Here is a 13,894-nt window from a genome sequence, read left to right on the forward strand (position 1 = left end):
AAATGGTTAATTTTACGCTACAATTTATTGATAAAACAAAATCTAAACAAATGAAAGAAGTCGTAATTGTATCTGTTGCACGAACTCCAATTGGTAGTTTTATGGGAAGTTTATCTACAATTCCAGCACCAATATTGGGAGCTACAGCAATCAAAGGAGCTTTACAAAAAATAAATTTAAATCCTAGTTTGGTTGATGAAGTTTTCATGGGAAATGTAGTTTCTGCAGGTTTAGGACAAGCTCCTGCAAGACAGGCAGCAATTCATGCTGGAATTCCAGATACGGTTCCTTGCACTACAATAAATAAAGTTTGTTCATCAGGGATGAAATCAATCATGTTAGCAACACAATCAATTGCATTGGGTGATGCAGAAATTGTGGTGGCTGGTGGGATGGAAAATATGAGCTTGATTCCTCATTACCAACATGCAAGAGTAAGTTCGAAATTTGGTTCTATTACTATGGAAGATGGTATGCAAAAAGATGGTTTGGTAGATGCTTACGAAAAAGTTGCCATGGGTGTTTGTGCAGATGAATGTGCATCAACCTACGAATTTACAAGAGAAGACCAAGATGCGTTTGCCATAGAATCTTATAAACGTTCAGCTAATGCTTGGAAAGAGGGCAAATTTGCTAACGAAATTGTACCTGTTGAAATTCCTCAAAGAAAAGGCGATCCAATTCTTTTTTCAGAAGATGAAGAATATAAAAATGTATTTTTAGATAAAATTCCTTCTTTGAGACCTGCATTTACAAAAGACGGAACAGTTACAGCTGCAAATGCCTCAACAATTAATGATGGTGGTGCTGCGTTGATTTTAATGTCTACAGAAAAAGCAGCTGAATTAAACCTGAAACCTTTGGCAAAAATATTGAGTTATGCTGATGCTGCTCACGAGCCAAAATGGTTTACTACTGCACCCGCAAAAGCATTGCCAAAAGCCCTTGCCAAAGCAAATATCACTATAAATGATGTTGATTATTTTGAGTTGAATGAAGCTTTTTCGGTTGTTGGTTTAGCAAATATGAAAATTTTAGGATTGTCAAAAGAAAACGTAAATGTAAATGGTGGTGCAGTTTCTCTAGGACATCCTTTAGGTGTTTCTGGTGCTAGAATCGTTATTGCATTGACATCAATTTTAGCACAAAATAATGCCAAAATTGGGGCTGCTGCAATTTGCAATGGTGGTGGTGGCGCAAGCGCTATTGTAATAGAAAGATTGTAATTATAATCAACCATTTAAAATATCAAATTTGTTTTACGGAATTTGTAATCTTAGTATTGTTGCTGTTCGTTTTGAAGCTTCAGAAAAATCAGAAATGGTTACGCAATTGCTTTTTGGTGAGCACTTTACAATTCTTGAAAAACATAAAAATTGGAGTAAAATAAAGATTTTTTCAGATGGTTATGAAGGATTTGTAGATAATAAACAATTTGAAGAAATTACTGAAGATTACTTTACAAAGCTTTCAACTTCTGAGCCAATTTACTCAGGAGAAATTATTGATTTTATTTCTGACTCAAATAATGATTTTACCACAATTCCTATAGGATCGAGATTGCCTTTTTTTTTCAAAAATGAATTTACTATTAACACCAAAAGATACATTTATGATGGAAAAGTCTATTCTGAAAAACTTCCTAAAAAAGAAATTATTCAAAAGGCATTTATTTTTTTAAACACCCCTTTTTTATGGGGAGGAAAAACTCCTTTCGGAATCGATTGCTCAGGTTTTACACAAATAGTCTATAAACTATGTGGATACCAACTTTTGAGAGATGCAAAAAACCAAGCCACTCAAGGTGAAGTTTTAAGTTTTATTGAAGAAAGTGAACCTGGAGATTTGGCTTTTTTTGACAATGAAAATGGCGAAATTACCCATGTAGGAATCATCTTAAAAGATTATCATATCATTCATGCTTTTGGAAAAGTTAGAATTGACACGCTTGACCACAGTGGAATTTTTAATGCTGAACTTCAAAAGCATACGCATAAATTAAGAGTTATCAAAAAAATGATATAAAAAAAGCCGAAATCAAATTTGATTTCGGCTTTTTTATGTAAGATTTAAATACTATTCTCTCATTTTTTTATAGATAGCTCTTAATTTATCAGCTTTATCAGTGATTTCTAAGATATCATAAATATTCATTAAAGATCTAACAGTATCTTCAGTTCTTGCTAATTCATCAGCTTTTTCAATATAAGGCAATGCTTTTCTATACAACTCTTTTTGTTGCTTCTCTAACTCCTCATATTTTTTGTTATTCGATAAATTTTTATTCATCTCATTAACAATTGCTTCTTCACCCGCTAAAATTGCAACAGCAGTATTCATATAAGCATCTGCATAGTCAGGTTTTAATTCAATGGCTTTTTTGTAATATCCAATAGCTTCTTCAATTTTCTTTTCATTTTGATTTACAACACCTAAATTGAAAAACAACGTTGGATTATTTGGATCTAACTCAATAGCTTCTTCCATCAATTTAGCAAACTTGTCCATTTTTTCTAATTTAATGTACAATTGAGCTTCATTCAAAATTAGATTAATGTCTTTTGGATCAGATTTTCTAGCTTCCTGCAAAGCAGTCATAGCCTCTTCTGTTTTTCCTTCAGTAACATAAATATAAGCAATATTTTTGATGATATCTGCTCTTTTAGATTTTGTAACTTCAGTAGTTGGATCAGAATACTGACCTAATTTAACCATAGTGTCTCTATTTTGTTTAGAACCAAGATTTTCTTTAGCACCTGAAGCTTTGTTAACTGCATAATAAACAGTTTCAATTCCTGTATAACCCAATTCTTGAAGTTTTTTGTAATACTCTAAAGAAGTAGTGTAATCTTTCGCTAATGATGAACTTATAGCTGCATTATATAAGAAAGAAGTATCTTTAGGACTTAATTGATAAGTTAAATAAAAATTTTCAGAAGCTGCTTTATAGTCATTTCCTGAATTGTATTGATCAATGGCTTTTTTTGATACAAAAGTTAATAAATTGTTCAACTTTGGCTCAGCCTCTTTGGTATATTTTTGTTTACCAATTTGTTTTTCAAAAGCTGTTAATTTATTGTAAGCCTCTGCAGCTTTTTTAACATCTCTTGTACCATAAGCTTCTCCTTTTAAGAAATAATATTGAGCTTTGTATTTATCATCCATTGTATCTTCCATACTACTCAAAGATTCAATGATAGCAAGAGCTCCTTTAAAATCTCCCCCTTTTATAGCTTTTTCGGCATCTTTTAATTCGTCCTTTTGCGCAAAAGTTCCAATAGTCATGAATCCTAAACATAGCGCTACTAATTGATTTTTCATTGTTACTTAATTTAGATTAAAATTATTCTTGATTTTCGTTTGATTCGTTTTCAATATCTGTGCCATTTTCAATTTCTGAGTCACTTTCTGCCTGTGTTTCGTTTTCATCTTCATGAACAACTCTTGCTACAGCAGCAATTGCATCATCTTCTTTGATATTTATCAAACGAACTCCTTGTGTTGCACGCCCCATAACTCTTAAATCTTCCACTGCCATTCTGATGGTTAATCCAGATTTATTAATAATCATCAAATCATTTTTATCATCCACATTTTTGATGGCTACTAAACTACCTGTTTTTTCTGAAATGTTTAGTGTTTTTACACCTTTTCCTCCTCTATTGGTAATTCTGTAATCTTCTAAACTCGAACGTTTTCCATAGCCTTTTTCAGAAACCACCAAAATATCTGAATTCAAATCATTCACAGCAACCATGCCAATTACTTCATCATTTTCATCTTGAAGGGTTATACCTATAACTCCAGAAGCAGTTCTTCCCATAGGTCTTGTTTTAGCTTCTTCGAAACGAATGGCTTTTCCAGATTTTAAAGCCAACATAACTTGGCTATCTCCTGTTGTTAATTTTGCTTCTAACAATTCATCATCTTCTTTGATTGTTATCGCATTAATTCCGTTTGCTCTTGGGCGAGAATATTGCTCTAATGATGTTTTTTTAACTTGGCCCTTTTTAGTTGCCATGATGACGTAATGGCTATTAACATAGGCTTCGTCTTTCAAATCTTCGGTAACTAAAAATGCTTTCACTTTATCATCTTGCTCAATATTGATGATGTTTTGAATAGCTCTTCCTTTAGTGTTTTTTCCTCCTTCAGGAATTTCATACACACGCATCCAAAATACTTTTCCTTTTTGAGTAAAGAACAACATGTATTGATGATTGGTTCCTACAAATAAATGTTCTAAGAAATCTTCATCTCTGGTTGTTGCTCCTTTTTGACCACGTCCTCCTCTATTTTGAACTTTATATTCGTCTAAATTGGTACGTTTTAAATACCCTGCATTTGAAATGGTAATTACAACTTGGGTATCAGGAATCATATCTTCAACTTGCATATCACCACCAGCATATTCTATGGCTGATCTACGTTCATCTCCGTATTTTTCTTTGATGAGTAATAATTCGTCTTTAATGATTTGATAACGTCTTGGTTCATTGGCCAAAATATCTTTGTAATCAGCAATTGCAAGCATAATTTCTTCATATTCAGATCGCAATTTATCTTGTTCAAGACCCGTTAATTGACGTAAACGCATTTCAACGATAGCTTTCGCCTGAATTTCTGTCAATGAAAAACGTTCCATTAATTTTTCACGAGCTTCATCAGCATTGTTTGAACCACGAATAATGGCAATTACCTCATCAATATTATCAGATGCAATGATTAAACCTTCTAAAATATGGGCTCTTGCTTCTGCTTTTTTAAGTTCAAACTCTGTTCTTTTTACAATTACTTCATGTCTGTGTTCAACAAAATAATGAATTAATTGTTTTAGGTTTAATTGTTCAGGACGTCCATTAACCAATGCAATATTGTTTACGCTAAATGACGTTTGAAGCTGGGTGTATTTATATAATTTGTTTAGAACGATATTCGGAATTGCATCACGTTTTAAAACATAAACAATGCGCATTCCATTTCTATCAGATTCGTCTCTGATATTTGCAATTCCATCTAATTTCTTTTCATTAACTAAATCAGCTGTTTTTTTAATCATTTCAGCTTTATTCACTTGATAAGGAATCTCAGTAACAATGATACAATCTCTACCCTGAACCTCTTCAAATGCTGCTTTAGCACGAATTACAACTCTTCCACGACCAGTTTCAAAGGCTTCTTTAACACCTTCATAGCCATAAATTATACCTCCTGTAGGAAAATCGGGAGCTGTAATGTGTTGCATCAACTCTTCAACTTCAATATCTCTATTATCAATGTAAGCTACAGTTCCGTTAATTACCTCTGTTAAATTATGAGGTGCCATATTTGTTGCCATTCCAACTGCAATACCTGATGCACCATTAACTAATAAGTTAGGGATTCTTGTTGGTAAAACTGTAGGTTCTTCTAAGGTATCATCGAAGTTTAATTGAAATTTTACAGTTTCTTTTTCAATATCAGCTAACATTTCTTCTGATATTTTTTGCATACGAACCTCTGTATAACGCATTGCAGCTGGAGAATCACCATCTACAGAACCAAAATTTCCTTGGCCATCAACCATTAGATAGCGAACACTCCAATCTTGTGCCATACGCACCATAGAATCATATACTGAAGTATCTCCATGTGGATGGTATTTACCTAGTACCTCTCCTACAATTCTTGCTGATTTTTTATACGCTCCTGTTGCTTTAATTCCTAATTCATGCATTCCAAAAAGTACTCTTCTGTGAACTGGTTTTAAACCATCTCTTACATCTGGTAATGCTCTCGAAACAATCACTGACATTGAATAATCAATGTAAGCTGATTTCATTTGGTCTTCAATATTAATTGGAATTAACTTTTCACCTTCTGCCATAAATGTATTTTTACTATTTATTGTTGATTTTTAAAACAAGGCAAGATACAATTTATTACCCTTTTGACAAAGCTTTTAAAGCGCTTTAACCCCTTTAGTTATCAACATTTTTTAATAAAATTTAACATGTTTATATTTACTTGATTTTCAGTAAATTCGCTTCATAAAAAACTTGCCAACTTGTCAGTTTTTTTTATTGGCATTTTTTTTGTCTAAATTTTGAAAAAAAAAGACTTAAATTTACATCAATATAGATAAAAGTATGGACGATAATTTTTCACCAAAAGTTAGAGATGTAATTACTTTCAGTAAAGAAGAAGCTTTAAGATTAGGGCACGAATTTATTGGAACTGAACATTTATTATTAGGATTGATTAGAAAAGGCGATGGAAAAGCCATTGAAATACTCACTGCATTTGATGTTGATTTGAATTTATTGCGCAGAAAATTAGAGCAATTAAACCCTTCAAATCCAACATTTGTAGACAATGCTAATAAACCTAATTTACAACTAACAAGACAAGCAGAAAAAGCGCTAAAAACGACATTTTTAGAGGCTAAACTTTACCAAAGTGAATCTATTGATACAGCACATTTGTTGTTGTGCATTCTTAGAAATGAGAACGATCCAACCACAAAGTTAGTTCAAAAATACAATGTAAATTATGATGATGCTAAAGCATTATACAAACAATTACATGTTGAAGAAAATGATACTGATAATGACCAAGATTTACCCTCAAATCCTATAGCAGAAACTCCTTCTGATGATGATTATTCATCTGAAAGAAGCAATCCATTTGATCAATCTCAAAGAGGTAAAACCGTAAAAAAATCAAAAACTCCTGTTTTAGATAATTTCGGAAGAGATTTAACTGTTTTAGCTGAAGAAGGAAAATTAGATCCAGTTGTTGGTCGACAAAAAGAAATTGAGCGTGTTTCACAAATTTTAAGTCGTAGAAAGAAAAACAATCCCATGTTAATTGGGGAACCTGGAGTTGGAAAATCGGCAATTGCTGAGGGTTTGGCACTTAGAATTATCGAAAGAAAAGTTTCCAGAATTTTATTCGACAAACGTATTGTTTCTCTAGATTTGGCAAGTTTGGTTGCTGGCACAAAATACAGAGGTCAGTTTGAAGAGCGCATGAAAGCCTTGATGAACGAGTTGGAAAAAAATGATGATATCATTTTATTTATCGATGAAATTCACACCATTGTTGGTGCAGGAGGTGCAACCGGTTCTTTAGATGCATCAAACATGTTGAAACCTGCTTTAGCAAGAGGTGAAATTCAATGCATTGGTGCTACAACTTTAGATGAATATCGTCAAAATATCGAAAAAGATGGTGCTTTAGAACGTCGTTTTCAAAAAGTAATTGTTGACCCAACATCTGTTGAAGAAACCATTCAGATATTGCACAATATCAAAAATAAATACGAAGAACATCACAATGTTAATTATACCAATGAAGCTATTGAAGCTTGCGTAAAATTAACAAATAGATATATGACAGACCGTTATTTACCTGACAAAGCGATTGATGCTTTGGACGAAGCTGGATCTAGAATTCATATTACAAATATTGTGGTTCCAAAACAAGTTTTGGAATTGGAAGCTCAATTGGAAGTAATTCGTGAACGCAAAACGAAAGCTGTAAATGGTCAAAAATATGAAGAAGCTGCCAAATTACGTGATGATGAAAAAAATATGGAAGCCGCATTGCATTCAGCTCAAAAACAATGGGAAGAAGATTCTAAATTAAATAGAGTTGTTGTAACAGAAGATAATGTGGCTGAAGTAGTATCTATGATGACTGGAATTCCTGTTAACAGAGTTGCAGAAGCAGAAAGTCATCGTTTATATGAATTACCCCAGTTAATTAAAGGAAAAGTAATTGGCCAAAATGAAGCTGTAACTAAGGTTGTTAAAGCGATTCAAAGAAATAGAGTTGGATTAAAAGATCCAAACAAACCAATTGGTTCGTTTATTTTCTTAGGACAAACTGGCGTTGGAAAAACGCAATTGGCTAAAATTTTAGCCAAAGAATTATTCGATTCTGAAGATTCTTTGATTAGAATTGACATGAGTGAATACATGGAAAAATTCGCAATTTCTCGTTTAATTGGTGCACCTCCAGGTTATGTTGGTTATGAAGAAGGAGGACAATTGACTGAAAAAGTAAGAAGAAAACCTTATGCAGTAGTACTTTTAGACGAGATTGAAAAAGCGCATCCTGATGTTTTTAACATGTTGTTACAAATTTTAGATGACGGATATATTACGGATAGTTTAGGAAGAAAAATCGATTTTAGAAATACGATAATCATCATGACATCTAATATTGGTGCTCGTCAAATTAAAGATTTCGGAAGTGGAGTTGGATTTGGTACTGCAGCTAAAACTGCTCAAACTGAAGAATATGCTAAATCTGTGATAGAAGGTGCTTTAAAAAAATCGTTTGCCCCTGAATTTTTAAACAGAATAGATGATGTTATCATTTTCAATGCTCTTGAAAAAGAAGACATCCATGCTATCATTGATATTGAGATGAATAAATTATTGCGAAGAATATCAGATTTAGGATATACCTTGCAAATAAGTGATAAAGCAAAAGACTTTATCGCTGATAAAGGTTTTGATAAAAAGTATGGCGCAAGACCTTTAAAAAGAGCCATTCAAAAATATGTTGAAGATGCACTTGCAGAAGAAATTGTAAACTCAAAACTCTCTGAAGGTGACACTATTACTATGGAATTGGATGAAGAAAAAAGTGAACTTTTTGTAAAAATTAGAAAAGGCTCAAAAAAGACAGAAACAAGAACAGAAACGGGTTTATAAACCTAAAAACCTCAAGCGAAAGTTTGAGGTTTTTTCATACTTTTTTGTTGCTGAATGTCTAATAAGTTGTGCATACTTTTAAAATGATTTTAAATAAAAACAAATTACATACTATCGCTTTTTGGGCAAGCGTTTTAGGTTTTCTTGCCTTTATCATAGATTTTGGATTTGCTCAAAATACAGTTTATCAACAAATTATTGATGGATATTATTTTATAGTAATCACCTTAGGAATTTCATCAACAATTGCAAGATACCTTACTAATAAAACGCTTTTCAAAAGAAAATTATTCTTTTTTGATTTTATAACAATTAGCTACTCTCTTTACATTCTTTTCTTATACATTTTTATTGGAGAAGCCTTTAAAACCGATTTAATTTTAGCCAATCCAACATGGGTAGTTTTGGCGGTAATTTTATCATTTATAAGAGAATTTTTTGAATTAAAATTAAATTTAACACGTACTTATTTTAATCCTGCACAATTATTTATATTTAGTTTTTTATCAATAATTTTCATTGGTTCTTTATTATTGATGCTTCCAAAAGCAACCTATAACGGAATTTCATTTATTGATGCTTTATTTACATCCACAAGTGCCGTTTGCGTTACAGGACTTATTGTGGTAGATACGAGTACTTATTTCACTGTATTTGGACAAACTATCATCTTATTTTTGATTCAAGTTGGCGGTTTGGGAATTTTAACTTTTGCAAGCTATTTTAGTTATTTTTTTAAAGGTGGTACAACCTACGAAAATCAACTTACACTCTCAGAAATGACCAATTCACAAAAAATTGGAGATGTATTTAAAACCCTAAAACATATTATTATTATAACAGTTACTGTAGAACTTGTTGCGGCAATTTTACTTTTTTTTACACTTGATAAAAATTTAATAGAACGTTTTTCAGACAGGGCATTTTTCTCTATTTTTCATTCAATTTCTGCATTTTGTAATGCTGGTTTTTCAACACTTACAAACAGTATTTACGAAGGTGATTTTCGATTCAATTATCCTTTACAACTAGTAATTATAGCAACCTTCATTTTAGGTGGACTAGGATTTCCTATTGTGGTAAATATTGTAAAATATTGCAAACACAAACTCACTAATTTATTTCGATTTCAAGATAATAAAAGGGTTTACAAACCTTGGATAATTAATTTGAATAGCAGAATAACTTTGATAACAACTTTGACATTAACATTTATAGCATTCTTTTTATTTTTAATTTTAGAATTCAACAATACCTTAGCAGAACACTCGTTTTTTGGAAAGTTAGTCAATGCTTTATTTGGTGCTGCAACCCCAAGAACTGCAGGATTTAATACTGTTGACATGACTGCTTTGGCAACCCCAACTATCATGATTACTGTTTTACTAATGTGGATAGGTGCCTCACCTGCTTCAACTGGTGGTGGAATTAAAACAAGTACTTTTGCCATTGCCACTTTAAATATTTTAAGCTTGGCAAAAGGTAAAAGTAGGATTGAAATTTATAGAAGAGAAATTGCTGACATTTCTGTAAAAAGAGCTTTTGCAACCATTTCATTGTCATTAGCAGTAATTGGATGTGCTATTTTTTTAATCACCACTTTTGATCCTGAAATTGAACTTTTAAAAATTGCTTTTGAAAGTTTTTCGGCATACAGTACTGTTGGCTTGAGTTTAGGAATTACTGCCAACTTAAGTACAGCCAGTAAATTCATCCTAATAGGTGTCATGTTTATTGGAAGAGTCAGTATGCTATCTATCTTTGTAGCATTTTTTAAGAAAATAAAGCATAAAAATTATCGCTATCCAACTGAAGAAATAACCATCAACTAAATGAATAAAATGAAATATATAATTATTGGACTTGGAAATTTTGGCGCTTCTTTGGCAATAAAATTAACTTCTCAAGGAAATGAGGTCATAGGAATTGATAACAATATGACCAAAGTTGACGCATATAAAGAAAAAATTACCCATACCATATGCATGGATTCTACTGATGAGTTTACTGTATCTGGTTTGCCATTAAATGAAACAGATGTGGTGATTGTTGCCATTGGCGAAGATAAAGGAGCAAATGTGATGACCACTGCATTATTTAAAAATTTACAGGTAAAAAGACTAATTAGTAGAGCTATTGACCCTCTCCATGAAAAGGTTTTAACCGCAATTGGTGTTCATGAAATTGTACATCCTGAGGAAGAAACTGCTGAGCGTTGGGCAAAAAAATTATGCATGGCTAATGTGGTAGATTCTTTTGAATTGAGTGATAACTATAGTATTATTGAAATCAGTATTCCTAAAAAATATGTAGGAAAAACAATTCTCGAAATCCAGTTACGCAAAAACTACAATATTTTAGCCCTTACTACCATCAAAAAAACTGAAGTAAAAAGTGTCGTTGGAAAATCTAGAAATGAGGATAAAGTGCAAGGAGTTGCCTCACCTGATACAATTCTTGAAGAAAATGATATATTGGTTATTTACGGAGAAAATAAAGACTTGAAAAGATTTACCAATCAATAACTTTGAACCATTTCATTAAAATAATTCTTCGTTATCAATTTCTAAATTTTCTATAAACTCAGAAGCTTTTACAATATCATAATGTAATACTCTATCTTCTTTAACAAATGATATTTCTTCTCTAAAAGCATTGATAAATGTTTCTAAAAAAGGGGATGTCTTTGCTTTTGCAAAATGCAATGCTTGCGAGGCTGTAAACAATTCGATGGCTAAAACAGTTTGTAAATTATCAACCACTTTTTTACATTTTGTAGCGGCATTTGCGCCCATTGAAACATGGTCTTCTTGACCGTTGCTAGATTCTATCGAATCTACACTTGCTGGAGTTGCATATTGTTTGTTTTGACTTACAATACTTGCAGCTGTATATTGTGGAATCATAAATCCTGAATTTAAGCCTGGATTTGAAATCAAAAAAGGAGGTAAATGTCTGTGACCCGAAACCAATTGATAGGTTCTTCTTTCAGAAATATTTCCTAATTCCGATAATGCAATGGCTAAGAAATCCAATCCTAAGGCTAAAGGTTGACCATGAAAATTTCCTCCAGAAATAATTTCATCTTCATCAACAAAAATATTCGGATTATCAGTAACTGAATTAACTTCTGTTAAAAAAGTATGGGTTACAAAACGAATAGTATCTTTTGATGCACCATGAACTTGTGGCATACAACGAAATGAATACGGATCTTGAACATGTTGTTTTTCTTGTGCAATCAATTCACTTTCATCTAATAATTCCCTTATTCTTTCTGCAGTTTTTAATTGACCAGAATGTGGTCTTACCAAATGAATCAATTCATTAAATGGCTCAATTCTACCATCAAAAGCTTCCAAAGAAATTGTTCCAATTACATCAGATAAATACGATAATTTGTGCGCTTTTAACAGACAAAAAATTCCAAAAGCAGTCATAAATTGTGTACCATTTAACAAAGCCAAACCTTCTTTTGATTGTAATTTTATGATATCCCAAGAAAAAATTTCTAAAACTTCTTTGGATGATTTTTTTTCGTTGTTGTAATAAACTTCACCCAGACCAATCAATGGTAATGACAAATGAGCTAGGGGAGATAAATCTCCTGAGGCACCTAAAGAACCTTGTGAAAAAACAACTGGAATAATATCGTTATTATAAAAATCTACCAACCTTTGCACAGTTGTCAATTGCACTCCAGAATGACCATAGCTTAACGATTGAATCTTAAAAAGCATCATCAATTTTACAATTTCTTTTGGTACTTCTTCCCCTGTTCCACAAGCATGACTTTTCACCAAATTTTCTTGTAATTTTTGCAAATTATTTTCTGAAATTTTAACATTATACAAAGCGCCAAAACCAGTATTAATACCATACAAAGGTTTCGCAATCGATTTCGTTTTTTGATCTAAAAAAAGACGGCACTTGTTAATACTATCTATGGCTGAAGTTGATAGGATAAGTTTTTTATTTTCAACAATGATTTGTTGAATTTTTGATAAATCTAACGGATTTGTATCTATTAAGTGAATGAAATTCATATTGATTTGATTGAACCCCAAAAGTGCAAATTCCCAATTGTATATGCAAACGATTTTAACAATATTATGCGTTTTAAAAACTATATATTTGCAAAAATTTATATAAACATCGATGAAAAATATTAGTATTCTTTTTCTTAGTATTTTACTCTTAAGTGCCTGTAAAAACTCTGAAAAAAAAGATTTTGTAACCCTCTCAGGAAACATTGAAAATAATACAGATTCTATTATCAGAATTTTTAACAGAGAAGGTATTGTAAAAGAATTCGCTATCAATAAAGACGGAAGTTTTAAAGATACACTAAAAGTGAAGGAAGCAGCAATTTATAATTTTACCACAGAAAGCAACAAAAATGTGCCAATTTTCTTAAAAAATGGATATGATATTTCGATTAAGGGCGAAGCATCAGACTTTTTTGAAACTTTCGTATTTTCAGGAGAAGGTGCTGAAAACAGCAATTTTATCATCGCTCAAATAAAACAAAGCAGAAGTTTAGGAGATCCAAAAGATATATTAGCGTTAGAATCTTCTGAGTTTCAAAAAAAACTTAATCAAATCAAAAATTCGTACGATAGTATTTTACATTCTTATAAAAACTTAGATAGTACTCTTTTTGTAAATGTTAAATCTCAAAATCAGCAATTGATTGGTTATTTTGAGAGTGCTTATGCAAAAAATCAAATTATGGGAGAAGGAAAGCCTTCACCAAAATTTGAAAATTATGTAGATTACAAAGGTGGTAAAAAATCACTAGATTCATTCATAGGTAAATATGTATATATTGATGTTTGGGCAACTTGGTGTGGTCCTTGTATTGCACAATTTCCGTATTTAAAAGAGTTAAAAACAGTTTATAAAAATAAAAATATTGTTTTTGTGGGAATTTCAACAGACGAAGATTCAAGAAATGGAGGCTCTTGGGAAGCTGCTGAAAAAAAATGGCGTGACTTTGTAAAAGAAAAAAATCTTGGTGATGTGCAACTTTGGTCAGGAAGAGATTTTAGTTTTCAACAAGCTTATGAAATCAACGCAATTCCAAGATTTATTTTGATAGATCCAGATGGAAAAATTGTAAGTGCTGATGCTCCTCGCCCTTCTGATCCAAATTTAAGAACATTGTTAGATTCATTTGATTTATAAAT

General features: G+C 31.8%; 9 protein-coding genes. 6 read left to right on the forward strand and 3 right to left on the reverse strand.

Annotation, left to right across the window (positions count from 1 at the left end):
* Window positions 1–50: 50 nt before the first annotated feature.
* Complete coding sequence (locus tag WHA43_RS04235; protein ID WP_105047286.1) at window positions 51–1,226, forward strand: acetyl-CoA C-acyltransferase; 1,176 nt, start codon at window positions 51–53, stop codon at window positions 1,224–1,226.
* A gap of 28 nt (window positions 1,227–1,254) precedes the next feature.
* Window positions 1,255–2,025 carry a C40 family peptidase gene (locus WHA43_RS04240; RefSeq protein WP_105045888.1) on the forward strand — a complete coding sequence of 257 codons (771 nt, stop codon included), beginning with the start codon at window positions 1,255–1,257 and terminating at the stop codon, window positions 2,023–2,025.
* 51 nt (window positions 2,026–2,076) lie between these two features.
* On the opposite strand, the gene WHA43_RS04245 is transcribed toward WHA43_RS04240, so the two are convergent.
* Both WHA43_RS04245 and gyrA read right to left on the reverse strand, forming a co-directional pair.
* Window positions 2,077–3,321: a tetratricopeptide repeat protein gene (locus tag WHA43_RS04245; protein WP_105045889.1), complete on the reverse strand. Its 1,245-nt coding sequence runs from the start codon at window positions 3,319–3,321 to the stop codon at window positions 2,077–2,079.
* 22 nt (window positions 3,322–3,343) lie between these two features.
* Window positions 3,344–5,866 carry a DNA gyrase subunit A gene (gyrA, locus tag WHA43_RS04250; protein WP_105045890.1) on the reverse strand — a complete coding sequence of 841 codons (2,523 nt, stop codon included), beginning with the start codon at window positions 5,864–5,866 and terminating at the stop codon, window positions 3,344–3,346.
* A 262-nt stretch (window positions 5,867–6,128) separates the two neighbouring features.
* Between gyrA and WHA43_RS04255 the strand changes: the two genes are divergently transcribed.
* The 3 genes from WHA43_RS04255 (at window position 6,129) to WHA43_RS04265 (ending at window position 11,230) form a co-directional block, all read left to right on the forward strand.
* Window positions 6,129–8,705 (forward strand): ATP-dependent Clp protease ATP-binding subunit, encoded by a 2,577-nt coding sequence (locus WHA43_RS04255; RefSeq protein WP_105045891.1) that lies wholly within the window; start codon window positions 6,129–6,131, stop codon window positions 8,703–8,705.
* Window positions 8,706–8,788: 83 nt separating this feature from the next.
* Window positions 8,789–10,537: a TrkH family potassium uptake protein gene (locus WHA43_RS04260; RefSeq protein ID WP_105045892.1), complete on the forward strand. Its 1,749-nt coding sequence runs from the start codon at window positions 8,789–8,791 to the stop codon at window positions 10,535–10,537.
* A 9-nt stretch (window positions 10,538–10,546) separates the two neighbouring features.
* A complete protein-coding gene (locus WHA43_RS04265) occupies window positions 10,547–11,230 on the forward strand; it encodes a potassium channel family protein (protein WP_105047287.1) in 684 nt (227 codons plus the stop codon).
* 15 nt (window positions 11,231–11,245) lie between these two features.
* Here WHA43_RS04265 and hutH read toward each other — a convergent pair whose 3' ends face one another.
* Window positions 11,246–12,751, reverse strand: coding sequence for a histidine ammonia-lyase (gene hutH, locus WHA43_RS04270; protein WP_105045893.1), 1,506 nt, complete (start codon window positions 12,749–12,751; stop codon window positions 11,246–11,248).
* Window positions 12,752–12,863: 112 nt separating this feature from the next.
* Here hutH and WHA43_RS04275 point away from each other — a divergent pair, with 112 nt between their 5' ends.
* Complete coding sequence (locus WHA43_RS04275; protein WP_105045894.1) at window positions 12,864–13,892, forward strand: TlpA family protein disulfide reductase; 1,029 nt, start codon at window positions 12,864–12,866, stop codon at window positions 13,890–13,892.
* The last annotated feature ends 2 nt before the right edge of the window (window positions 13,893–13,894 follow it).

Origin of the sequence: Polaribacter gangjinensis (assembly GCF_038024125.1) — a bacterium.
Taxonomy (GTDB): domain Bacteria; phylum Bacteroidota; class Bacteroidia; order Flavobacteriales; family Flavobacteriaceae; genus Polaribacter; species Polaribacter gangjinensis.